The sequence below is a fragment of the Nostoc sp. 'Peltigera membranacea cyanobiont' 213 genome (assembly GCF_002245975.1).
Taxonomy (GTDB): domain Bacteria; phylum Cyanobacteriota; class Cyanobacteriia; order Cyanobacteriales; family Nostocaceae; genus Nostoc.
Genome location: NZ_NOLI01000127.1, coordinates 1 through 22,985, shown reverse-complemented (window position 1 = coordinate 22,985; position 22,985 = coordinate 1). Strand labels below are relative to the sequence as shown.

Annotated in this window: 23 protein-coding genes; 10 read left to right on the top strand and 13 right to left on the bottom strand. The window is 41.4% G+C overall.

Going from position 1 to position 22,985, the window contains the following annotated elements; genetic code table 11:
• Positions 1-13: 13 nt before the first annotated feature.
• The 5 genes from CDG77_RS26330 to CDG77_RS26310 form a co-directional block, all read right to left on the bottom strand.
• Positions 14-1,909, bottom strand: a complete 1,896-nt coding sequence (locus CDG77_RS26330) for a CheR family methyltransferase (RefSeq protein WP_094332248.1) — start codon at positions 1,907-1,909, stop codon at positions 14-16.
• A 200-nt stretch (positions 1,910-2,109) separates the two neighbouring features.
• On the bottom strand, positions 2,110-2,736 hold the full coding sequence (locus CDG77_RS26325) for a chemotaxis protein CheB (RefSeq protein WP_094332247.1): 627 nt from the start codon (positions 2,734-2,736) through the stop codon (positions 2,110-2,112).
• Between the two features lie 102 nt (positions 2,737-2,838).
• Complete coding sequence (locus CDG77_RS26320; protein ID WP_094332246.1) at positions 2,839-3,750, bottom strand: polyphosphate kinase 2 family protein; 912 nt, start codon at positions 3,748-3,750, stop codon at positions 2,839-2,841.
• A gap of 224 nt (positions 3,751-3,974) precedes the next feature.
• Positions 3,975-4,451: a hypothetical protein gene (locus CDG77_RS26315; RefSeq protein WP_094332245.1), complete on the bottom strand. Its 477-nt coding sequence runs from the start codon at positions 4,449-4,451 to the stop codon at positions 3,975-3,977.
• Between the two features lie 73 nt (positions 4,452-4,524).
• A complete protein-coding gene (locus tag CDG77_RS26310; protein WP_094332244.1) occupies positions 4,525-5,799 on the bottom strand; it encodes a proton extrusion protein PcxA in 1,275 nt (424 codons plus the stop codon).
• A 276-nt stretch (positions 5,800-6,075) separates the two neighbouring features.
• Between CDG77_RS26310 and CDG77_RS26305 the strand changes: the two genes are divergently transcribed.
• Complete coding sequence (locus CDG77_RS26305) at positions 6,076-7,263, top strand: glycosyltransferase (RefSeq protein WP_190234071.1); 1,188 nt, start codon at positions 6,076-6,078, stop codon at positions 7,261-7,263.
• Between the two features lie 201 nt (positions 7,264-7,464).
• Here CDG77_RS26305 and CDG77_RS26300 read toward each other — a convergent pair whose 3' ends face one another.
• Positions 7,465-8,631, bottom strand: coding sequence for a pyridoxal phosphate-dependent aminotransferase (locus tag CDG77_RS26300; RefSeq protein ID WP_094332242.1), 1,167 nt, complete (start codon positions 8,629-8,631; stop codon positions 7,465-7,467).
• A gap of 171 nt (positions 8,632-8,802) precedes the next feature.
• On the opposite strand from CDG77_RS26300, the gene CDG77_RS26295 reads away from it, so the two are divergent.
• Positions 8,803-9,471 (top strand): ribonuclease T2 family protein, encoded by a 669-nt coding sequence (locus CDG77_RS26295; protein ID WP_094332241.1) that lies wholly within the window; start codon positions 8,803-8,805, stop codon positions 9,469-9,471.
• Between the two features lie 326 nt (positions 9,472-9,797).
• On the top strand, positions 9,798-11,258 hold the full coding sequence (locus CDG77_RS26290; protein ID WP_094332240.1) for an inorganic phosphate transporter: 1,461 nt from the start codon (positions 9,798-9,800) through the stop codon (positions 11,256-11,258).
• A gap of 84 nt (positions 11,259-11,342) precedes the next feature.
• Here CDG77_RS26290 and CDG77_RS26285 read toward each other — a convergent pair whose 3' ends face one another.
• Positions 11,343-12,425, bottom strand: coding sequence for a class I fructose-bisphosphate aldolase (locus CDG77_RS26285; protein ID WP_094332239.1), 1,083 nt, complete (start codon positions 12,423-12,425; stop codon positions 11,343-11,345).
• Between the two features lie 473 nt (positions 12,426-12,898).
• Between CDG77_RS26285 and CDG77_RS26280 the strand changes: the two genes are divergently transcribed.
• Positions 12,899-13,213 (top strand): hypothetical protein, encoded by a 315-nt coding sequence (locus CDG77_RS26280; RefSeq protein ID WP_094332238.1) that lies wholly within the window; start codon positions 12,899-12,901, stop codon positions 13,211-13,213.
• 74 nt (positions 13,214-13,287) lie between these two features.
• Entirely contained in the window at positions 13,288-13,446 is a 159-nt protein-coding gene (locus tag CDG77_RS26275) for a hypothetical protein (RefSeq protein WP_181154481.1), read from the top strand.
• Positions 13,447-13,759: 313 nt separating this feature from the next.
• Here CDG77_RS26275 and CDG77_RS26270 read toward each other — a convergent pair whose 3' ends face one another.
• Genes CDG77_RS26270 through CDG77_RS39190 form a run of 3 tightly spaced genes read right to left on the bottom strand, consistent with a single transcriptional unit; the run spans position 13,760 to position 14,536 of the window.
• On the bottom strand, positions 13,760-13,975 hold the full coding sequence (locus tag CDG77_RS26270) for a hypothetical protein (RefSeq protein WP_143857094.1): 216 nt from the start codon (positions 13,973-13,975) through the stop codon (positions 13,760-13,762).
• A 56-nt stretch (positions 13,976-14,031) separates the two neighbouring features.
• On the bottom strand, positions 14,032-14,439 hold the full coding sequence (locus CDG77_RS26265; protein WP_094332236.1) for a hypothetical protein: 408 nt from the start codon (positions 14,437-14,439) through the stop codon (positions 14,032-14,034).
• Positions 14,408-14,536, bottom strand: a complete 129-nt coding sequence (locus CDG77_RS39190; protein WP_442946442.1) for a DUF4419 domain-containing protein — start codon at positions 14,534-14,536, stop codon at positions 14,408-14,410. Before CDG77_RS39190 ends, CDG77_RS26265 begins: the two co-directional genes overlap by 32 nt.
• Before the next feature lie 307 nt (positions 14,537-14,843).
• Here CDG77_RS39190 and CDG77_RS26255 point away from each other — a divergent pair, with 307 nt between their 5' ends.
• A complete protein-coding gene (locus CDG77_RS26255; protein WP_143857093.1) occupies positions 14,844-15,311 on the top strand; it encodes a DUF6985 domain-containing protein in 468 nt (155 codons plus the stop codon).
• A gap of 169 nt (positions 15,312-15,480) precedes the next feature.
• Here the strand turns inward: CDG77_RS26255 and CDG77_RS36835 are convergent, their stop codons facing one another.
• Positions 15,481-15,651 (bottom strand): hypothetical protein, encoded by a 171-nt coding sequence (locus tag CDG77_RS36835; RefSeq protein ID WP_190234070.1) that lies wholly within the window; start codon positions 15,649-15,651, stop codon positions 15,481-15,483.
• 404 nt (positions 15,652-16,055) lie between these two features.
• On the opposite strand from CDG77_RS36835, the gene CDG77_RS26250 reads away from it, so the two are divergent.
• From CDG77_RS26250 to CDG77_RS26240, 3 genes are read left to right on the top strand one after another with little or no spacing between them, the layout of a single operon-like run.
• A complete protein-coding gene (locus tag CDG77_RS26250) occupies positions 16,056-17,294 on the top strand; it encodes an acyl-CoA dehydrogenase family protein (protein WP_308737897.1) in 1,239 nt (412 codons plus the stop codon).
• A complete protein-coding gene (locus tag CDG77_RS26245; protein WP_223269986.1) occupies positions 17,284-18,033 on the top strand; it encodes a PIG-L deacetylase family protein in 750 nt (249 codons plus the stop codon). Before CDG77_RS26250 ends, CDG77_RS26245 begins: the two co-directional genes overlap by 11 nt.
• Positions 18,030-18,620, top strand: coding sequence for a class I SAM-dependent DNA methyltransferase (locus CDG77_RS26240; RefSeq protein ID WP_094332232.1), 591 nt, complete (start codon positions 18,030-18,032; stop codon positions 18,618-18,620). The genes CDG77_RS26245 and CDG77_RS26240 overlap by 4 nt, the downstream gene beginning before the upstream one ends.
• Before the next feature lie 64 nt (positions 18,621-18,684).
• On the opposite strand, the gene CDG77_RS26235 is transcribed toward CDG77_RS26240, so the two are convergent.
• Positions 18,685-20,061 (bottom strand): glycosyltransferase, encoded by a 1,377-nt coding sequence (locus tag CDG77_RS26235; protein WP_223269985.1) that lies wholly within the window; start codon positions 20,059-20,061, stop codon positions 18,685-18,687.
• A gap of 335 nt (positions 20,062-20,396) precedes the next feature.
• Here CDG77_RS26235 and CDG77_RS26230 point away from each other — a divergent pair, with 335 nt between their 5' ends.
• Complete coding sequence (locus CDG77_RS26230) at positions 20,397-20,579, top strand: hypothetical protein (protein WP_094332231.1); 183 nt, start codon at positions 20,397-20,399, stop codon at positions 20,577-20,579.
• A gap of 364 nt (positions 20,580-20,943) precedes the next feature.
• Here CDG77_RS26230 and CDG77_RS26225 read toward each other — a convergent pair whose 3' ends face one another.
• Positions 20,944-22,596: a Ppx/GppA phosphatase family protein gene (locus CDG77_RS26225; RefSeq protein ID WP_094332230.1), complete on the bottom strand. Its 1,653-nt coding sequence runs from the start codon at positions 22,594-22,596 to the stop codon at positions 20,944-20,946.
• Between the last annotated feature and the right edge of the window lie 389 nt (positions 22,597-22,985).

Sequence of the window (22,985 nt, the reverse complement as noted above, 5' to 3'; positions counted from 1 at the left end):
GCCCCCTGCCCCTTCATTCTTGCTGCCGCCGTTCCTCCATTTCTTGACTAGAAATCATACTATAGACTCTCTCTACATCTGCCATTATCAAAACGGCTCCGTGCATTTCAATGCCAAGGAGGGGAGTAATTGCCAGGTAACATTTTATTTGTCTACCCCGACGATTGGTAGCATCAAGGATCGTTTCTTGAAATTGTTTTTTACCAGATAAGGAATCGCGGATGAGCGATCGCAGCTGCTCGACGGGTAGCCCAATATCTAAGCTGAAGATAGACTTTCCTAGAACTTCATCAGTCCGCAAGCCCCATAAATCCTCTACCATGTAATTCCAAATTGAGATGTTAAAGCTGCTGTCAATTACCACTATTCCCGTTTGGAGACTTTTGAGAATGGAGACGAGGAAAATATTTGTGCGATTGAGTTCTGTGGTGCGCTCGCTCAGTTCATTATTAATTGTCTGCAATTCTTCATTAGTAGATTGGAGTTCTTCGTTCATTGTCTCCAATTCTTCATTAGTAGATTGGAGTTCTTCGTTGGTGGTTTCTAATTCTTCATTGGTAGATTGAAGCTCTTCGTTGGTGGTTTCTAATTCTTCATTGGTAGATTGGAGTTCTTCATTGGTGGTTTCTAATTCCTGTTGGGAGCGTTGCAGGGCATCTTGGAGTCTAATATAACGGGTGACATCATGAAAGGCGATGCTAACACCTAAAAAACTGGTATCTGTTTCTTGCAAAGGCGTAATTAGCACATCCAGATATTGCGTTTCTGTGTTAGACAAATAGCGCTCTACATTTGTCAGGCTGACAGGGCGACGTTCGGTATAAGCTCGTTCAATTAGCGATCGCAATTCAACTGGTCGATAGGAAATTTCTAGATCCTGGAAGGGACGAGTTAAATCTTTGGGGGAAAGGGCGAACAAAGTCCGCGCCTGATCGTTCACTAGTATCAGAGTGCCATTGATATCAATGACTATTTGGGCAATTGGTGATGTGTCGAAACCCATGTCTCGCAGTCGCAGGTGTCGAGACAAACGGCTGCTAGATTCGTCATCTACTGAATTTGCCATAACTAAGAGGCGATCGCGGATATTAATCGACGATACTTTACTAAATATCCGATTTTTTAAGTCTATTGGGGTAAACAGATTAGAATGCATCAATAGCATTTCCGCTTTACCTAAAAATAGATAGCTATTATCATTAAGTGCAAAATGAAATCGGGCTAGAATTCGCCCTTGAGTCTCAGAATTAAAATACATCATGGTATTGCGACTCACCAGCAAATCTAAGCGCGAAATGGGCGCATCCCGAAGCAGATCGTGGCGACCAAAAATTACTGAGCGGCGTAAGTCTGGGCGAAAGACATAGCGATTTCCGATAATCTCAAAGTATTTCTGCCGTAATTCTTCTGGCACAGCTTGGATATCTTTTGCTGAATAAACAGCTTGACGAGCCTGGTTGAGAGCATCTTCATCTACATCTGTGGCGTAGATTTTCACTCGTTGGCGAAAATTTTCTGCTCCCAACATTTCAGTCATCAACATTGCCAAGGTATAAGCTTCTTCCCCAGAAGCACAGCCAGCGCTCCAGATGCGTATTTGGTCAGAAGTTTTTTTATTTTTAATCAGATTAGGCAGTATTTCCTCGGCTAGGTATTGCCAAGCTGATGAATCTCGAAAAAAAGCGGTGACGTTAATTAGGATGGTGTTAAAAAGATAATTAAATTCTTCTGGATCGACTTCTAGGTAGTCTAAATACTCTTCAAAGTTTTCTATAGTCAATGACTGCATCCGCTTGCGTACCCGACGCATCAAAGTCGAGCGCTTATAGCCTGTGAAATCAAATCCCCGGTTTTGTCTGAGATAAATTAGTAGATTTTCAAATTCGGGGTCTTTTTCTGCGGAAGTCATAGGATAGAAGGTAGAGAGTAGAATACAAAAGAGTGAAGTTTTTATACTTGTTCGCGAGTATCAAAAACTCATTAAAGAAGTTATAAGCCTCATTAATGAGTATCAAAGACTCATTAATGGAGTTCTAAGCCTCATTAATGAGTATCAAAGACTCATTGTTGGATTCCGAAATAAATTTCCTCTACTCCCTAAGTCTTAGCTTAGTTACATTTTCCCATGACTAAATCCACCAGGGTGCTGGAGATTTCATCTAAGGGGAGAATAAAATCTACGTTACCAGTTTGAATCGCAGCTGAAGGCATCCCAGAAAACTCGGCGGTTTCGACATCTTGGACAATGACAGTACCGCCCATTTTTTTTATTGCTTCTACTCCCATTGCACCGTCGCTACCTGTTCCAGTTAGCACAATGGCGATCGCTCTTTCTTTGTAAGTGGCTGCAACCGATTCAAATAACAAATCAGCCGAAGGACGTAAAAAATGGACTAATTTCGACTGTGATAACGAAAGCGTGCCGTCATCATTAACTAATAAGTGACGATTAGGCGGCGCAACATAAGCCGTTCCAGGGATAAGGCAGTCTCCCTCCTCTGCCTGTTTGACGGTAATATCCGTGCGCCGACTGAGAATTTCTGCCATGAACGACCGATGCTCTGGAGCAAGATGTTGGACAATGGCGATCGCAGCTGGAAATTTTGCGGGTAGAGTCGATAGTACTTTCAATAGAGCAGTCAGCCCGCCTGCTGAGGCTGCGATCGCTACAATATCAAAGGCAGCATTAGGAAACTGAGGTGGATGATTGTTGGCATCTTCCGCCATCTGAATCATGATTTTTTGGCTGTCAATACTAACCAAACTTATTAGTTACAGAGAGCATTCATAAATTGATAGCTGCTCATCTTTATATATGAATTATACAGCATTTATGAACTAATTTTCCTTATTTTTACCTTTATCTTTTAAATTTATCTGTTCATCTTCCTGCTCTAAAATACGTTTCGCCTCCAAAAGTTGCTGTTTATGTTCGTCGCTAACCGTTGGGTATTGCAGATTTAGTTCTTCTAATTTTGTGCAGATAATATTAGCGACTACCAGGCGTGTAAACCATTTGCGATCGGCAGGAATAATATACCACGGGGCCCATTTTGTACTCGTGGAATTAAAAACTTCTTCATAAGCTTTCATATAATCATCCCAAAAAGCTCTTTCTTTGACATCACTATCTGAAAACTTCCAATTTTTTTCAGGTAATTCAATCCGTTCTAAAAAGCGTTTTTTCTGCTCTGATTTCGAGACATTGAGAAAGAACTTCAAAACAATTACACCATTCTCTACTAAATATTTTTCAAAATTGTTAATTTCTTCAAAACGTTGTTTCCATATCTTATTTCCATTAGGTAAGTAAGGAAGTTGTTGCTTTTTCAGTATTTCTGGATGGACGCGAACCACTAAAGTTTCTTCATAATATGAGCGGTTGAATATCCCAATTCGACCTCTTTCGGGTAAAGCCTTAGTTGTTCGCCACAGGTAGTCATGGTCTAATTCTTCCGCACTGGGACTCTTGAAACTGAACACCTGAAATCCTTGCGGGTTCACGCCAGAGGTGACATGTTTAATTGTGCTATCTTTCCCAGCAGCATCCATTGCCTGAAAAATAATCAGTAAGGAATATGTGTTTTGAGCATAGAGAATATTTTGGTAATTTGCTAATCGTTCAACATCTGTTTGCAATTTGCTTGCAGCATCAGCTTTTTGATCGAAATCAGTTTTATAAGCTGGGTCATAGTTTTTTTTCAGAGAAATCTTTGAACCTGGTGGAACAATGAAAGCATCGTAGTTCATATATAAAAGTTCCTAACTGCTGCTTATACCGAAGCATATTGTGAAGTGCTAATTTCTGAAATTTATAAATTCTTAATTAAATAATTTCACTTTGATTCAAAATTCATCCCTTTTAACCAACTTTAGCGAGTTAAGCCCCCATCCCCCTGATAAAATTTAATTCAGAATTACTATTTTCTCTAAGAGACGCTACACGAATGTAACGTTAGCGATGTAATTACGAATTACTTCCGTCGCTTTGGCATCGGACGCATCGCTTCACGCCCCAACATAAACATCCCCGCAACACCGAAACTGACAAACCAAATATACTGATACCAGTATTGCCGAATCTGTTCGCCCGCCCTGAGTTCTGGATGCAATGTGTTTAAATACAGCAGCAGCACTAATATCATCAGCGCCCCAAAACCAATAAAGCTTAAGCCAACACTAATTCGTGCAGGTCGCAGTTCAAAATCACTAATAGTGTCTAGGTCAATTTCTGCCAACTTATTAAAGGAGTCATCTGCTAAAGATGAGGTTAGTTGGAATTTATTGGACAGTTTTGGTGGCAAAATTAGCGACAGTGTTGCTACGGTTGGACGGCGTAGTAAAGCTTCAGTGTCTCGTAGCAATTGCAATGGCTTACGCGTAGTAGTTGGTTGAGCAAACTCTATGTTGTCTGTGGGGGTTGGGGCATTAGTTTTGCTTTCAAAATCCATAGTGCGCTTCAAAAGAACCAGGATATACATAGCCTAACGAATCATCAGAAAAATCCGCCAAAATAATTATGAATTACTCATCCATTTCTTTTAATGTAGCTAATGCTGACGGAGATAAGCGACTCAGATAGCGGAATATCCAGTATTTAAATATGGTATTTAAAATTACCGGAAATGTCGCAATAAACAAAAATATTGCATTTCTACTAGCTGGAAAACCTAAATGTTCTGTGAATCCTTCAAGAAGAACCTCCCACCCATCTGGTGAGTGAAATCCTACAAATATATCTGTAAAAAGAATAATTATAAAAGCCTTAGCACTATCGCTCAGTCCATAGACGATATTATCTATAAAAGACTTGACGATCGCAATTTCTTTTTTGCTAAAAACGATAATTATACTAAAAGAAACTAGTGATATTAAATCAGCAAAAACATTGCCAACAGCACTATTGGTTTTTATTTGGAATTCATCGGCTATGTCAATTGCTTTATCCTTTATTTTTTCTCTTATTACCTCTGAGGAAAGCTCTGGTGCATGATTTAATAAAGATTCAAACCTCAAAGATTTTTGGAAGCTAGATAATTCATGGAGTGCTTCTTTTTCGAGATCGGAATTAAGGAATATTTGAATTGTGTTCTCCCCTCTAGTCTTTTCTAATATGGGAATTACTAAGAACTGTTTAGATAAAATCTGAGTTAAAAGGGGGATAATCATTAAAGTGAGCAAAAATTTTAGAGCAACTCTTGTTCTATTTTTAGAAATTCGGTAATTTCTGACGAATTCTTCTTCTCTTTGTGGTGAAAAATCTCCTTTGATTTTATTAAGAGTTCTGCCAATAGACCCAGGTAAAAATGCAGTGTTTTGATTTGAAGGCAGACGTTGAATATTAGATGAGTCTGGTTGTTTATTGATTTCACTCCGATCGATTGTTAGGGGTTGATAATTTGACAATAAGGCGCTGTTACTAATTACCTCATCTTTAATAACATACTTCTCTAGAACTTCATCAATAATATTCAATCTTTCTAATAAATTAGAATTAGAAATATTGACAATTCCCCGACTAAGTTGGAATTCTGCAAGTCTAATCTTGATAATAGTTAAATTTTTATCAACGTAGACTTGCCAATAAGACATCACCGTTTCAGTATAATTTACGGATTCTGAAGATATTTTTTTACCCTCAAAATGTTCTATCTCAATATTTCTAATTCTCTGAGCGGCCTGTTGAGCTTCTAAGAGTGCCCTTTCTGGTGTATCGAAAAACCAATTGTTAAGCGATCGCAAGTATTCTGGGAGGTCGCGGCGAAGTCTATTTGCTATTTGGGCGAATGTTTTTTTCATCACAATATAGGAATATTTATACAATGTATATTATAATTACATAATCATGAAAAATGGGTAATAGTTGATTTAAAATTATTATTAACTATCCTCACTAATTACTAGATAAACATATTATTTCGAGGGTACATCTATTAAAAATTAGATACAGAGACGGGTCGATTTTCTCTGATAGTAAATTGACCTGCATCGAGTTCGGATGCGATACATATAGACACAACATAAAAGTTGGTAATAACAGTAAGTAAATAATTGTAACCAGAATTTATCGGCAATATGAAACTCAGTCTGTGCATGATTGTAAAAAACGAAGCAGCAACACTACCGAAATGTCTGAGCAGTGTCAGAAAAGTAGTAGATGAAATGGTAGTCTTGGATACAGGCTCGATCGATCGCACTCCCAACATTGCCCAACAACTTGGTGCCAAAGTCCATCATTTTAAATGGTGCAATGACTTCAGTGTTGCCCGCAATGCAGCTCTCAAATATGTCACTGGAGATTGGATTCTGGTATTAGATGCTGATGAAACTCTGACACCAGCAATTGTACCGCAATTGCGAGAAGCGATCGCAACCGACGAATATCTGCTCATCAACCTCGTCCGCCAGGAAGTTGGTGCTGAACAATCTCCCTATTCTCTGGTTTCGAGGTTATTCCGCAATCATCCAGATATTCGTTTTGACCGTCCTTACCATGCCTTAGTGGATGATAGCGTCTCAGCAATTTTAACCAAAGAACCCCATTGGCAAATAGGTTATTTACCAGGGGTTGCACTTGTACACACAGGATATCAAAAAAGTGCGATCGCTCAAAATAACAAATATGCCAAAGCAGCCACAGCAATGGAAGGGTTTTTTGCTACTCATCCCGATGACCCCTATGTTTGCAGTAAATTAGGGGCATTGTATGTGGAAACTGGGAAAATTACCCAAGGTATGGAATTGCTCAGACATGGAATTAGCGCTGCTGAAGACAACTACGATATTTTATATGAACTCCACTATCATTTAGGCATTGCCTACAGTCGATTGCAAAAATCCCCGCAGGCGATTTCTCACTATCAAGCTGCCATTAAATTGCCAATTTACCCCATCCTCAAATTAGGAGCATACAACAACCTGGGTAACTTACTCAAAGCAGCAGGAGATTTCAACGGTGCGAAAACCGCTTACGCCACAACTTTAAAAATTGACCCGACTTTTGTTTTTGGTCATTATAATTTGGCAATGACATTTAAAGCTTTGGGTTTATTGACAGATGCGATCGTATATTATCAAAATGCGATCGCCCTAAATCCCAACTATGCCGAAGCGTATCAAAATTTAGGCGTAGTGTTGCTGAAAGCTGGCAATCATCAAGATAGTTTAACAGCTTTTAAAAAAGCGATCGCCCTTCATGAAAGATATAATCCTGAAGAGGCGAAGAGACTACGCCAAGGGTTGCAGGAGATGCAGTTAATGTAAGGGAATCGGGAATTGGGAATATGCTTGAACTTCGTCCAATCCGCACCGAAGCTGATTATCGTGCTTCGGTTAAGATAACGTAACTTGAGGCTTGGAACTGCGAAATTCAGGTTTTAAAATGAACTCCACCCGTTCTGAGTCGAAAAGGTGGAGTTAACAAGTTGAACAAATGACGAATGACAAATAACAAATGACAACTAACTAAATACGCGACTTGACAAATTTCTCTAATCTATCCATTCCCTTTTCAATCGTCGCCATATCTGTGGCGTAGGAAAGGCGAATGTTGTCATCAGCGCCAAAAGCAATTCCGGGAATGACTGCAACTTGATGTTCTTCCAGCAACGCGTCACAAAATTCTAGGGATTTTAGACCAGTTTTGCTGATATCAGGGAACAGATAAAACGCGCCATCTGGTTTTGCGGTACTCAATCCGGGAATGGCGTTAAGTCTGTCTAGCATTACCTGTCGGCGTTTGGCGAAGGCTTGGCGCATTTCTTCGACACAATCTTGAGAACTTTGTAGCGCTGCGATCGCACCATATTGAGCAAAGGTACACACGTTAGATGTACTATGCCCTTGGATGGTACTCGCTGCTTTAATGATTTCCACAGGCCCCGCTAAATAACCAAGTCTCCAACCAGTCATGGAATAAGCCTTCGCAAACCCATTACTAATCAAAGTCCGGTCAAAAATTTCCTTCCCAAGAGAACCGATGCTGATATGTTCTGCACCGTCGTAGAGAATCTTTTCGTAAATCTCATCGGAGACGACAAAGATATCTGCATCAACTACTACCTGCGCCAGTGCTTTGATTTCATCTGGCGTGTAAACCATCCCTGTAGGATTAGATGGAGAGTTGAGGATAAATAACTTTGTCTTCGGCGCGATCGCTTTACGGAGTTGTTCGGGAGTAATTTTATAACCCGTTGTGGCATCTGTATGGACAATTACCGGAACTCCACCGACCAAAGTCACCATTTCGGGATAACTTAGCCAGTAGGGTGCAGGGATAATTACCTCATCACCTGGGTCAATTAGCGCCACCATCAAGTTGTACAGAGAATGCTTACCGCCATTGGTGACAATGACATTCTCAGACTTGTAATCAAGACCGTTATCAATTTTAAGCTTGTGGGCGATCGCTTCCCTTAACTTTGGTTCTCCGGCTGCTGCACCATACTTGGTTTTGCCTTCATCCAAAGCTTTAACTGCTGCGGCTTTAATGTGCGCTGGGGTATCAAAATCTGGTTCTCCAGCGCTAAAACTACAGACATCTATTCCTTCTGCCTTCAGTGCCTTAGCCTTGGCTGCGATCGCTAAGGTTAATGAAGGTGTTACCTGACTTACTCTTGCTGCCAGCTTCATTCTTACTATTTTTTGGCAAATCTTTCACTTATCTAAGGATATCCCAGAATCCCTACCAAGATTTGCTTTTTCTGAATTCATTGGGGATTCGGAACTGGATGAATTCTTAATCCTTGACTCGGAACAATGTATTGTATATAACTTTATTTTGAGAAGAAACTAACTATTTATATGCAATTAAAGAAACTTTTCATCGCATCTTCTTTGTTAATTACTGCTCTTTTTATACCTAATGCTGCCATTGCTCAAAATCGCGGTACTCCGGGTAAATTTGATTTTTATGTACTGACACTCTCGTGGTCGCCGGATTATTGCGCGACAAATGGCACTCGCGATCCACAGCAGTGCGGTTCTGGGAAAAAACTTGGTTTTGTATTACATGGTTTGTGGCCACAATACCAAGCTGGTTATCCTGCTAATTGTTCCACACAAAAATTACCGTCGGAAGTAAAACGACGATTTCCGAATTTGTTTCCCAGTGATAAACTTTACGAGCATGAATGGGAAAAACATGGTACTTGTTCGGGGAAAACCCCTGCGGAATACTTGGGATTGAGTAAAAAGTTAAAAGATGCGATCGCTATTCCGGCAGCTTACAATCGTCCGAATAAACCCTTGCGTACAACAACTACAAATTTTAAAAATTCATTTGTGAGTGCTAATAATAACATGACTGCTGATGGGATAGTACCTTTTTGTTCTGGTTCGGGAAGATTTTTGCAAGAAGTCTTCTTTTGTTATTCCAAAAACGGTGAACCTGGTACTTGTAGCGCCGAGATTTTGAAGCGATCGCAAAAAAGTTGTGGTCAACCAGATTTCTTAGTGAGAAACGTTAGATAACAGTGGACATGGGGTATGGGGCATTAATTCTTCTCCCCCCACCCCACAACTATGATTTAAAGTTCCTTAATTTATTATTTACCATTCCTTATTTATTTCTTAATCTATCTATCCTAATCTTCAATTGTAGTTAGAACCGATGCTGATTTCAATATGGTAAATGCAATCAGAGAGTTTGCTTAGAAAAAGGTTATATTTATAACCTCAAATTTTTATGTAGCTAGCTGAATTGCAATAACTCCAGGTTTTTTCCCAGTTTTAATAGTTTTTTGTAACACAAATTATTTTTGTCAGGCTGCATTCTTGTCTTTTATTAGGAGTGCTAAATGGAATACTTATTTCTAGCTTTGGCGCTGAGTCTTGCACTCGGCTTCGAGTTTGTCAATGGTTTTCATGATACTGCAAATGCAGTTGCTACAGTCATCTACACTAACACCCTGAAGCCAAATATCGCCGTTGTTTGGTCAGGCTGCTGGAACCTAATTGGTGTACTGACATCAAGCGGAGCCGTTGCTTTTGGCATTATCGCCCTGCTTCCGGTTGAGTTGGTACTCAATGTTGGCTCAAGTGCAGGCTTCGCAATGGTGTTTGCACTTTTGATTTCAGCGATTATGTGGAACTTAGGAACCTGGTACTTGGGCTTACCTGCATCCAGTTCACACACATTGATTGGCTCAATTATGGGTGTTGGTTTAGCAAACTCAATGTTATCTTCAGGTCATGTCTTTGGCGAGGGTGTGAATTGGTCAAAGGCGCAGGAAGTTTTCACATCGCTACTGGTTTCGCCAATTGTTGGATTTACCTGCGCTGCACTGCTGTTACTGCTGGCAAAGATACTGATCAAAAGACCAGAATTGTATCGTGCGCCAGATCATGGGAAAGCACCGCCAACTTGGGTACGTGGTTTGTTAATCTTGACATGTACTGGTGTGAGCTTCGCCCACGGTTCAAATGATGGTCAAAAAGGTATGGGTTTGATCATGCTCATCTTGGTGGGCATTCTACCAGGGATGTTTGCACTGAATATAGATACCAATGCCGCAGCGATCGCTCAGTTGGTTGCTACATCAAACTCTGTAGTTCCAGTACTGCAACAACAAGCACCTGGAACATCGTTAAATGGCCAAAACATCACAGATGAGCTTTCCAACTTTCTCAAGCCAACCGCCCAAGCTAACGACAAAACCTTTGCAGCCCTTGCTGCCGAGAGTCGGATAATTGGAGATAAGCTTGCTGGTAAGACGAGTTTCAAACAGCTTTCAAAAGATGAGCTTAGTTCACTACGAACCGATATGTATCTAGTTGCTGGAACAATTGGGAAGTTGGACAAGGAGAAAAAATTTACCGATCCTAAACAAGAAGAGGCACTTACCAGCTATAAGACTCAGTTGGATAAAGTAACCAAATTCATTCCCAATTGGGTGAAATTTGCCGTTGCCATTGCACTGGGTCTTGGCACAATGATTGGTTGGAAGCGGATTGTGGTGACAGTGGGTGAAAAGATTGGCAAAGACCACCTTACCTACGCTCAAGGAGCTTCCGCCGAGTTAGTCGCGATGACAACAATTGGTGCTGCCGATTACTTCGGTCTGCCAGTCAGCACCACTCACGTCCTGTCATCGGGTGTAGCAGGTACGATGGCGGCAAATCATTCTGGCTTGCAGATGGACACCCTGAGAAACTTATTACTAGCATGGGTGCTGACACTCCCAGTTTGCGTACTGCTTGGCTCTGCTACATACGCAGGGGGCTTGTACATAGTCTTAAACATTCTCGGTTTGAAGTAAGACAATGAAGCATGGGGCATGGGGTATTGAGGAGAATTAAAAATTACTTCTTTACCCCTGCTCCCCTGCCTCTTCCTCCACTCCTTAAGCGATCGTCACATCTGGAGATAGATAAACGTCCTGAATGGTATGAAATAGCTTCACACCTTCCTCGAAGGGACGTTGGAAAGTCTTTCGCCCAGAAATTAATCCCGAACCACCAGCGCGTTTGTTGATTACAGCAGTGCGAACTGCTTCGGCGAAATCATTTTTACCAGTCGCGCCACCAGAATTAATCAGCCCTACGCGCCCAGAGTAGCAATTTAGTACTTGGTAACGAGTTAAATCAATTGGGCGATCGGTCGTCAGTTCTGTGTAAACTCGCTCATCGGTTTTGCCGTAACTCTTACCACTGGCTTTGGCAACTGCACCGTAACCATTGTTATTTTCGGGTAACTTTTGTTTGATGATATCAGCTTCAATGGTCACACCCAAATGATTCGCCTGTCCGGTGAGGTCAGCCGCAAGGTGGTAATCTTTGTCTTGTTTAAAGGCGTTATTCCGCAGATAGCACCAGAGAATTGTTACCATCCCTAGTTCATGAGCGTGTTTAAAAGCTTTGCTGATTTCCTGGATTTGTCTGGTAGAATGCTCCGAACCAAAGTAGATTGTCGCACCTACCGCCGCAGCCCCCAAATTCCAAGCTTGTTCGACATCAGCAAACAATACCTGGTCAAATTGATTGGGGAAAGTTAGCAATTCGTTGTGATTTATTTTGGCAATAAAGGGGATTTTGTGGGCATACTTGCGCGAAACTATCCCTAATGTCCCCAAAGTAGTAGCAACAGCATTGCAACCTGCGGCGATCGCTAGCTTGATAATATTTTCTGGATCGAAGTAAATCGGATTCGGCGCAAAAGACGCACCCGCCGAATGTTCAATCCCTTGGTCTACTGGTAAAATCGATAGATAACCTGTGTTTGCCAGACGACCAGTAGAATAAAGTAACTGGAGATTACGCAATACTTGAGGATTGCGATCGCTGTTGATCCAGATTCGATCTACAAAGTCTGGCCCCGGCAAATGTAGTAAATCCTGAGAAACCTTTGCTTTGTAGGTAAGCAGGTCTTCAGCCTCTTTACCTAGCAATGACTCAATAGAATTAGCCTCTTTCAGCGTTGTAGTCATAGCGTTTTCCTCAACAATTTAGCAAATGACCTTTGCCTTTAAGATAGCATTTTTAATACTCTTAACCTGGTTAGGCTTGCATTCACTAGATGTATATTCATTTTGATAGAAAAGTCTTAAATCATTCTTTAAAAATTGATAAAATTCATGATTATCTGAGATATAACCATAATTTGGGCTAAGATACACAAATAAAAAATCGTGCTTTTGAGGACTTTGGTGAATTGCAGACTGATAATTTGATATATTTCAAATCTGATACTTATAGGACTCATATTTGATTTTTGAACAAAACTCAGTACACCTTTATTCCTTCTTCCCAGTCCCAAGTCCCCAGTCCCCAGTCCCTTACCTCTACGAGTGATTCAGAAATCAAATCGGATTGCTATATCATCTGACAATAACAAGGTCGATAAGTAATATCTGCAAACCCATATTGTGGTAATCACTGTAAAAAAAACAAATGCAATTCTATGAGTAAGTTTCAAATTGATATCGACTTCAGCAAAATAGATTTAGCTTCTCTTGAGACAGAAGAAGATTTTCAAAGAGAGGCAAAAACATTACTCCCAAAAGCACTGATAAAACTAGGTGAAAGTGTGGGTGAGAAGACTTGGGAAGAATTACAGCAAAAGCTGCAAGCATCTGGAGGTAAGCTCAAATCTTCTCCAAGCGAGAAACGTAGATTTATGCAAGAAACAGGCAGAACTTATCAACGAAATGCCAGCAACAGAGAAAAACAAGAACTAGAAGAATATATAGTAGAGCAATTACGCCAGCACAAGTGATAAATATCCGTCTAACTATCGCAACCTGACTTCCAGCGTCTCACCCGCATCGGACAAAATTTACCAGACTTAATGTGCGCGATCGCCGTCGTTTAGTCGCAGGTGCATTACAAGGTGTAGCCCAAGCAGATATTATCCTATCGCGGTTAGATTTCGATGGTGCGCCGATGGGTGTTTCTGTGGAAGTTGTGCGATTTTTAGCTCAATGCGGATATCTGCATTGCTGGCATTAGTCATTGCTTTTGAATATCACATAGTTAATATAGTAGGATGTGTAATAAAAAATACTCAAATTGTTACAGGATAAAAATTAAATAATCCAAAATCTAAAATAGCATTACGCCCCTCCCCATCGGTTAGTAAAAATCAACTGTTGTTCGGCGATCGCTTCTGGGGATGTTTCATAAGTTACAACTTTCTCATTGATTGTAATACCGTTCTAGGTGAAGTTCATCGAACCTGCAAGATAATACCCATCTCCCAGGATACCTTTTGCGTGGAGTTCTTCGGTAATGTGGAATCGCACCGGAACGTCCTGATAATCAGTTAATCATACGTAAATAACTGAACATTGTTACAATCAAGGCACTTACGCGCCCGCAGCTTTTCGCCTTCCCCCCACCCAGCCCCATCAGCACGGAAATACACCCACTGACTTGCTGATTCTCCAACGGTACGACCCCAAATGAAATTTTGTGAACCGCAGATTGGACATGGCGTTTCTTGTGGTATGTAGCTTTTTTGATCTGGTTGGTTGTTCATAAACTCGACTCTAAATAATTGATGTAAAATCTCTCTGAGTTTCTCATCTAGCTGTTTCAAGACTCCCAAACGAAATTGGAATCATCAAAATAGTATTGCCCCTGGACTTCAAATATACGTTCAAAGAGTTCTGGAATGCTCTGAGCAATAACTATGGGATTTTGAAGCTGATTACGATCTAAAGTCTGCTTGCCCAAAAGAATCAAACATTCGCTCTTGCGAAAGTTAAAGACATAGGCAATACAGCGTCCATCTTCGAGATCGATTAGGTGGGTTGCATCAGAGCAGAAAGAATTTGGCTCAGGGATTTCGTAGGTTTTACCAGAATTAAACTTTGGAATTTGCCAAGAATGACTGCTATTAGCATAAAGTATGGCTCCATCAAATCGCTCCAGAATTTGAATGTGTTCTTTGGGAACTGCATCATAAAAGTTATGAGAAAATGGGTATTTGTCGAGTTTCAATTATCAGTTGTTGTTTCCCCTGGCGATCAACCAAGCGCGATCGCAAACTTTCTGCATGATTGTTGATATGTTGAGCAAATCCTTGTGATAATGCGATCCAAATAATGTCAGGTGTTAACCTAACTGAAATTTTGCACTTTTTACAGGTAATCGCTCCTGTGCGCTTTTGACATCATCTACACAAAAGCGAATCTTACCCACAGTTTGTTCGAGGATAGGTGCCAGTACTGTCATCAGCTAACTCGACTTAATATTTTCATCATGAAGAAATTCTGTCACTTTTTGGGAAAATGTAATATGGGTATAATCCCAAGAGTTTAGAATAAAGACTCTAATTTCAAAGTAAAATTTTCACTAGTTTTTGGAGTCGCTAGGGAAGCCCAGAATAAAGGTAGTATCTGAAGATGATGAAATCCCCAAGAAGTTATTACGATGCTGAGTTTGGACAGATGAGATTGGAAGATAACTACTGGACTTTAGCACAATGTGCTGTTTTGGGCGATCGCCGTGTACCGATTTGTGTGAATTTTGAACAGGGGCAGATTGGGGAACTTTCATCGCTTCAGCGTGAAGCTATTCGGCAAGCTCTAGCCTTGCCACCCGATGTGTTACGCATCACTGCTCCTCTGGTGCTGCAAAATTATGATGTATATCGCGACATGATTGGAGATGAGTCAATGCCGTTGTTGACTAATCCCATTCAGGTCTGGGATCGGGTCACTTTCTCATATATCTATGTGGAGTATGACCTAGATATTGCTACCTTTAAGTTGATAGCTGAGTGTGACTGGGACCCAGAACATGGCTTAGAAGTACGCTTTCGCAATGGAGTGGCAGACGATGCAGATCAGATAGGTGAAACAGGACGCTAAAAACTATACAAGTAGGTCGGTGTGAATATTTATCGTTGAGATGAGGCAGAAGGCAGGAGGCAGGAAGGAATAGGGTTTGAGTCTATTTAATTTTTCTTAACATAGTGTGGTTTTTCCACATCGTTCTACTTAGCTTGGCATAAAACCGTGGTGAATTGAAGTATATCGCTTATAGGCTGCGATCGCTGTCAGATGAACCAAGTACGATGCACAGGACATGGTTGCTGGTCATGATGTGCCGATCGGAGGGAATCTGGGGATAGGGAAATTTTGCGACCCCCGATCGCGTCTTTGCTCGTGAGGTAGCAGCAAAAGGGGAGTATGAACGATATAAGACCACAAACCGAAATAACACTACAGCTATGAATCCAGCTTATCTGGGGTAAATATTAATCCTATGTGGGAGGTATTTTTTACGCAAACACCTATGGCAATTTTGTAGGTGTAAGTAACATCGAGGATATTACTGTTCATACTATAGGACTAGTATTTGATTTTTGAAATCTTAGGTAGGGTGCGTTAGCGTAGCGTAACGCACCATCAGCTTGGGATGGTGCGTTACGACGTTCCGTCTAACACACCCTACAAATACTTATATTTTTTCAAAAATCAAATATGATTCCTATACCTAATTGGATAATGTGCAGATGAGAGGTATTTTGATTTTCTCTCTTTTTGCTGAGTATATAATCACACAAAAGATAGATTTATTAACCAACTTAATTTCATTACTATCAACAAGATATAAAGAAATATTACAGAAAGGAGTCGGCTATTAACATCCAATTATCACAGAATATCGTCATCCCCAAATGGCCTGATTCTAAAATTGCTCTCGATCTAAAACGTGCCAAGGAAATCGCCGATTATTGTGCAAATAATGCCAGTACTATAGATTGCAATAGTGCTTTTCCCAAGCAAGAGTTTGAACTGATTGCTAAGGCTGGGTTGTTATCTGCACCATTGGCAAAAGAATTAGGCGGATGGGGTGCAGGAATTGATGCTAATGTTACCTACGAGCTTTTAATCCTCTTAAAGCAGATAGGGCATGGGAATCTGGCAGTTGGTCGAATTTATGAAGGACATATCAACGCTCTACAACTGATTCAGACCTTTGGTTCTATAGAACAAATCACAAGCTACGCCCGTGATGCCCGCGATCGCCACAAAATATTTGGTGTTTGGAATGCCGAAGCCTCTGATGGTGTCAAAATAATTCCTTTTGAAAATGGACGTTATCGCTTGGAAGGTTCCAAAACCTTTTGTACTGGTGCGGGTTATGTAGAACGTCCTTTCGTTAATGGAGTATTGCCAGAAGGCGGTTGGCAAATGTGCATTGTGCCGATGGACGAAGTGACAACGGTTAGCGATCCAGCTTGGTGGCAACCTGCTGGAATGCGAGCTACTGCTAGTTACAAAGTGGATTTTAGCGGTGTAGAGTTGGAGCAGAGCGCTTTAATCGGGCAGCCAGGAGATTACTATCGACAGCCGTGGTTGTCTGTGGGAGTGATTCGGTTTGCCGCCGTGCAACTAGGTGGGGCAGAAGCACTGTTTAACCTGACTCGCCAGTATCTCCAGAAGTTGGAATATACAAACGATCCATATCAACAGGAACGGCTTGGCAGAATGGCGATCGCCATTGAAAGTGGTAATCTCTGGCTGCGGGGGGCTGCGGATCGGGTAGCAGCCTATGCACCAGCCTTTGGTGGTTATCCCACAGTTACCCACCCACAAGCAGATCAACTCGTGGCCTATGCAAACATGGTGAGGACAGCAATTGAGCAAATTTGCATTGATGTGATGCATTTGTGCCAACGTTCTGTTGGGACTCGCGGCTTACTACCACCAAATCCGATGGAACGCATCATCCGAGATTTGACTCTATATCTGCGTCAACCTGCTTTTGATGCGGCCTTGGCAAATGTAGGGCAGTATGTCTTGCATGAAAGTAAGGAAGCTGATTTGCTTTGGAATGATGAATAAATTCGGCTTGATTGGATTACCACTAAGCAATCCTAGTGTTTTGCCCTGGCGTTCCGTTGAGGAGATCGCTTGTAGTCCGGCATTAATCGTTGCACCCCATCCTGATGATGAGACTTTAGGTTGTGGGGGTGCGATCGCTCTGTTACGCTCTTTAAATTGTGATGTGCAAGTTTTAGTCATTAGTGATGGTACTCTTTCACACCCTAACTCTCAGAAATATCCCGCAGGTAAACTCCGGGCTTTGCGGGAAGCAGAAACCTTGTCAGCCTTGAAATTACTAGGTGTAGAAGTTCATGCTGTCACCTTTTTGAGAATGCAGGATGGTTCAATTCCAACACAGTATCAAAGTGCAGTGGCTAGTTGTCGTGCTTACATCACAGACATGACCCCACAAATTATCTTTTTACCGTGGCGATACGACCCTCACGCAGACCACCGAGCAACGTGGAAATTAATTCACGCCGTGCTGAATGATTTGTGCTTTTACCCCCGATTGATTGAGTATCCGATTTGGGATTGGGACTCAAACCAACAGCGAAGTCTACCAGAATCTCTTGACGTGACAACCTGGCGGTTGAATATTAACACGGTAGTGGAGTTGAAACAGCAAGCGATCGCAGCTTATCGTTCCCAAATTACAGACTTAATTGATGATGACCCAGAAGGCTTTCGCCTGAGTCCCGAAATGTTAGCGAACTTTACTCATCCTTGGGAAGTTTATTTAGAGGAAATCCAATGAACCCGTTACAATCCGACTCCTTACCACCCAGCTACTTCGATAAACTCTACAGCGAAGATCCCGACCCGTGGAAGTTTGAGACAAGGGAATACGAAGCTAACAAATATGCTGCGACGATCGCAGCTTTACCCAAAGAGCGCTATCGGTCTGCCTTTGAAATCGGTGGTTCCATTGGCGTTTTAACTGAAAAGCTACAAAAGCATTGTGACTCACTGCTCTCGGTTGATGTGTCAAAACTGGCACAGAATAGAGCAGAAGAGCGCTGTCGGCATCTCTCCAATGTCAAGTTCCAGATTATGCGTGTCCCAGAGCAATATCCTGATGAGATGTTTGATTTAACTCTAGTCTCGGAAGTTGGCTATTACTGGAGCTGGGAAGACCTGAAAAAATCTCAACAGTGCATTTTAGAACACCTGGAACCTGGAGGACATCTACTTTTAGTTCATTGGACACTCTATGCCCGTGATTATCCGTTGAGTGGGGATGAAGTTCATAACTCGTTTTTTGAGTTGACCCCAAATAAACTGCGGCATTTAAAAGCTCAACGAGAGGAAGAATATCGACTTGATTTATTCGAGCGAGTTTGAGAAATGAAGAATAATTCAGGCTTAATATCCTCCGAATAGAATTCGGGGGATATAAGCATCACGGCTAGTAACGCTTCCCTATTGGTGACGCGCTACCCTCAGTGTTGCGTAAGCTTCCCACAGAGTACTGCTCTTTATCTGGTTCTAAATCATTCGGAGTCAAATTATTACCTTGGAGTTTACTCCAACTGAGCCGCAAACTCTCAAGACGCAAGCGCAAATCTCCAATTGCTTGTTGAATTTCCACGAGTTTCCAGCGCGAAGCCCAAGTTCCTTCTGACTGCTGGCGTTCTTCGACTTCTTCAAACAATTGACCAAAAGTATAAGGTTGGGTCAATTTCTGCACAAGCCATTGGGCTGAAATTCCCAGCATTTCTGCCAAGGACGCAACGCGAGGATAATCTGATTGATAGCCATTAAGAACGTACCACCACATCACTCGTAATTGGCGGCGTGCAACAAAACGAGTTTCAATAGCTGCTGCTGGCTCAACTACAAATGGTTGCTGCTGTCGTCCCATTTCTATCCATTCACTCAACTGATTTGCTAAACCAACATTTGTCCGTCCGATTTGCCTCGCCGAAGTTACTACCCGCACTAGGGGACTGTGGCGAAACCGGGCATTTACCCGTACCAAAGCACGGTAAAAAGCTACATCTTCAGGAGTCCGCACTGCTGGTAAGCCTCCTGCAAGTGCATACATTTCTGCTGTAACTGCCAAACTTGCTCCATAGTGTTGATAGTGACGGGGAAAGTTGTCATAGGGGTCGGGATCGAGATAAGTTTCTAATTCGGTAATTAAATAGCGGTAGCCTACTTCACGCAGATGGCAAGCTCTGGCGTAAGGGTCTAGATCGTCAAGACCGGTGCGCTCAACAACAATTCGCCCACCTACAGCATCCGCACCACAGTTAATTTCGTATAGATTGGCAGCAATCCAAGTTGGGCTTACCTGGGAGTCTCCATCAGTTGAAGCAATTACTCCCCTTGTGCGTCCTAAGCTACACAAACGGCGATATGCTTCATCCATCAAAATCTGACGCACTCGACCAATATAGGCTTCCGCATCAGACAGACTTTTTTCAACTACATGCAGTGCTATATGTGGATTTTGTTCAGCAAAACTTCGAGCTATAGCTGCTGAATCATCGCTACAATTATTTGCCAACAAAATTATTTCGTAACGTCTAGGATCTAAAAGCTGTCCTTCTAAATCAACCTGATGTATCAGAGCAGTAAGGGTTGCTGCTAATGTCTGAGCTTCATTGCGAACTGGAACAATTACACAAACTTCACAATCTGGTGATGGTGGTATTTGAACTAAAGTTTGAGAAAAGTCTTTATCGACTTGTACAGATGGAAAGTCAGCAATGAAGAACAAGCCCTTACTTTCCACAAAAACCATTTTCCCATCTCCAGGAACAGCGACAGAGTATTTCATCCAAAACGGAAAATATTAATATTTGTAACTATATTTTGGTAATTTTCTCATTTACTTGAATCTATCTCCAGTCTGATTAGTATTTATTAAAAACTCTCACAACAGAAGCTATCAAAGAGTAATATTTGTTTGTCTCTCCCTCAAAGTGTTGCTAATAACAGCCTAATCATTATATATTCCTTACTCATAGCAATTTTTAGACGAGAAAATCATCCTTAAATCATGTATTTTATTTGATTTTTTTCCTGACAATCAGTCTGAAGAAATAGACGAATAAGATTACATCTCATTAATCTTTACATATTAATAGTAACTAAATCAGACCAAGCAGATTGATGCAAAAACTTAAACACAAGATTAGTAACCTGCTTTTTGGTCGTTATAAATATTCCCTGGGTAATTCTAAAAGCACGTCTGTTCGTAGTTTGGATCGCCTCAACCTTACCTTGGGCGATGTCCGAGATATTTTTGAACCTTACTTGGCAATTTTCTTAGCCGCAGCATTAGAATCCAGCTAATGTAGGTATTGCTCTATCAACAAACTTTTGTCACATAAGCAACGCCCTTGCTTTTCTGCGATTGGAGCGATTTAGTGCAGAAAAGCAAGCAGTCTTAACTGCTTTATTGAAATTTTAAATAAGGATACCTAAGTTTTCCCGGCTCAAGTATCCAATAGCAACATAACCTATATGAAATAGATTGTTAACTCTATTCTAATTACTAGTCTTTATTTTTAAATGCTTCTTAGGACAGTTTATAAATTGAACCTTAAGCAGGATGCCAAAATTAGATATGAGGTCTATTTAAATTTTGAAATTATCTTGAGATGAATAATCTTTTTTTGTTAAATGTGCGTTAGCCTAGTGTAACGCACTCTATTTTCTAAAACAAGTTAGCACCGCTAGACTTTTCTAAACTAGCTACTAGTTTTACTCCAAATTCTTCCTCAAAAACTCCTTTTTTATAATCTAAGCTCCAAAGTTCTAAAGCGCAGTCATCATCGGGTTGAGATGGAAAAATCAGCAGGTTTACCTGCTGAAGTTGTTGATAATACTCACATTGCACTTGAGCGATCGCACCAATTTGTCGTCTGTCTAATGCCACTGCTAATCTCAGAATTGCACTCAATTGACTAACCATTTGGCATTGCTCTTTAGTCAGCATACTCTGGTAAATTTCATGTTTTTTCTTGGGTGGCGATTTGCGATGATAACGGGCTAAATTGGCTATGATTTCAATCTCGGTTTCTGTATAACCAAGTAATTCACCATTGCGAATTAAATAGTAAGAGTGCTTGTGATGAGACGAGTGACTGACATAATGCCCGCAATTGTGTAATATTGCGGCTGTCCACAACAGTTGTCGCTCGTCAGATCCCCAGTGATGTAACGTACCTTGAGTTTGGTCAAATAAACTCTCGGTAAATTTGGCGACGCGATCGCTATATTCTAAATTGACGTCGTATTTATTAGCAATTTTTAGAACATTCCGCTCCCGAACTGAACTTTGGTAGCGGAGCTTATCTTCAATCAAACCGTGCGCTAACATCCAGTCTACGATTACGCCTTCCCTCAGAGAACGCTCGCAAACTGTGATGGATTCACTACCCAAAAGGGTCATTGCTTCCTGTAATATTACTGCACCAGCCAGTATAACTTCCGACCGTTTGTCTGGCATACCAGGAATCTCAATCTTTTCTGAATTACTCAGTTTCCGCAAGCGAGTTACCAACTCTTGCAAGTCTTTAAGACTAAACTGGTAGCCATTAAGAGTGGAAGGAATAACACCTAAATTTTCTCGTGCATGAATCATCGCCAGGGTTTCAATCGTGCCAGATGTACCCACCAAACGGGGAGATTCCTCAATCTGGAAATTTGCCAATACCTCATCCACGGAACGTTCTAACATCCCGCGTGCGTATGCTTGCAGATACTGAAACTCCGTGTTGCTGATGGGATCGGTGGTGATTAACTCGCTAGTGAGTCGCACTGCACCGACTTTGGTACTGGTGAGAGTGCGTGCTTGGTGACTATCGCCCAAAATTAATTCTGTCGAACCACCGCCAATATCAACAATGATATGGGGTTGGTTATGAAATTCCATTCCCGACAGCACGCCAAGGTAGATTCGTCGCGCTTCTTCTTGACCAGAAATCAAGTTAACGCTTAAACCCAACTCCTTTTCTACTCTGTGCAAAAAATCTTTACCATTGGGGGCTTCGCGCACGGCACTAGTTGCCACAGCAATGATTGTTTCCGCATTGATGGTTTTGGCAACTTCTTGGAAGCGTCCTAAAGCAGCGATCGCCTTTTTAACGATCTCTGGTTTGAGTTCTCCAGTGGTAAGATTGCGATCGCCAAGTCTGACGGTTTCTTTTTCTTTGGCGATAATGCTGAAGGCTGGTAGCGTTGGGTCAATTTTGACTACTACCATGTGTAGAGAATTTGTTCCCAAGTCAATGGCAGCAATAATCCGATCTTGCTTAGGTGGTTGAGTTGGAACACTCTCCCAGCTAGCCGAAACTAAATTCTGCATCTAGTTTTCTCTCTCTATTAAGAAATGATGGCAAACGGTGGTATGTCGGAGTAGCTGGCACTGATATTAATTAAAACTCACTTACTCTGACTAAGTGCTGTTAGCGGTAGCGGGGGTTTAGCCCGTATTGAGTAAAAATACTCAGCACTTGCAACTCAGTTTCGTTGAGGGCAACTGAGGTAAGTATATTCACCCTAATGCTCCTAACGCTAGTGACTGTTTAAAGATATTTAAAGTTGCCACTTTAGATGATGTTTTTACAAATAACAAATAACGTTATTCTATAGATGTAAAGATGTGTGAACTAGGCATTGGGAATGGGTAATGGCAAGGATGAAGGACACAAGGAAGAGAATGAGAATAACCCATGCCCAATCCCCCTTATCCCC

Coding starts and splice junctions, on each gene's coding strand:
- CDG77_RS26330 (WP_094332248.1), bottom strand. CDS start 1,909: ATGACTTCCGCAGAAAAAGACCCCGAATTTGAAAATCTACTAATTTAT.
- CDG77_RS26325 (WP_094332247.1), bottom strand. CDS start 2,736: ATGATTCAGATGGCGGAAGATGCCAACAATCATCCACCTCAGTTTCCT.
- CDG77_RS26320 (WP_094332246.1), bottom strand. CDS start 3,750: ATGAACTACGATGCTTTCATTGTTCCACCAGGTTCAAAGATTTCTCTG.
- CDG77_RS26315 (WP_094332245.1), bottom strand. CDS start 4,451: ATGGATTTTGAAAGCAAAACTAATGCCCCAACCCCCACAGACAACATA.
- CDG77_RS26310 (WP_094332244.1), bottom strand. CDS start 5,799: ATGAAAAAAACATTCGCCCAAATAGCAAATAGACTTCGCCGCGACCTC.
- CDG77_RS26305 (WP_190234071.1), top strand. CDS start 6,076: ATGAAACTCAGTCTGTGCATGATTGTAAAAAACGAAGCAGCAACACTA.
- CDG77_RS26300 (WP_094332242.1), bottom strand. CDS start 8,631: ATGAAGCTGGCAGCAAGAGTAAGTCAGGTAACACCTTCATTAACCTTA.
- CDG77_RS26295 (WP_094332241.1), top strand. CDS start 8,803: ATGCAATTAAAGAAACTTTTCATCGCATCTTCTTTGTTAATTACTGCT.
- CDG77_RS26290 (WP_094332240.1), top strand. CDS start 9,798: ATGGAATACTTATTTCTAGCTTTGGCGCTGAGTCTTGCACTCGGCTTC.
- CDG77_RS26285 (WP_094332239.1), bottom strand. CDS start 12,425: ATGACTACAACGCTGAAAGAGGCTAATTCTATTGAGTCATTGCTAGGT.
- CDG77_RS26280 (WP_094332238.1), top strand. CDS start 12,899: ATGAGTAAGTTTCAAATTGATATCGACTTCAGCAAAATAGATTTAGCT.
- CDG77_RS26270 (WP_143857094.1), bottom strand. CDS start 13,975: ATGAACAACCAACCAGATCAAAAAAGCTACATACCACAAGAAACGCCA.
- CDG77_RS26255 (WP_143857093.1), top strand. CDS start 14,844: ATGATGAAATCCCCAAGAAGTTATTACGATGCTGAGTTTGGACAGATG.
- CDG77_RS26245 (WP_223269986.1), top strand. CDS start 17,284: ATGATGAATAAATTCGGCTTGATTGGATTACCACTAAGCAATCCTAGT.
- CDG77_RS26240 (WP_094332232.1), top strand. CDS start 18,030: ATGAACCCGTTACAATCCGACTCCTTACCACCCAGCTACTTCGATAAA.
- CDG77_RS26235 (WP_223269985.1), bottom strand. CDS start 20,061: ATGAAATACTCTGTCGCTGTTCCTGGAGATGGGAAAATGGTTTTTGTG.
- CDG77_RS26230 (WP_094332231.1), top strand. CDS start 20,397: ATGCAAAAACTTAAACACAAGATTAGTAACCTGCTTTTTGGTCGTTAT.
- CDG77_RS26225 (WP_094332230.1), bottom strand. CDS start 22,596: ATGCAGAATTTAGTTTCGGCTAGCTGGGAGAGTGTTCCAACTCAACCA.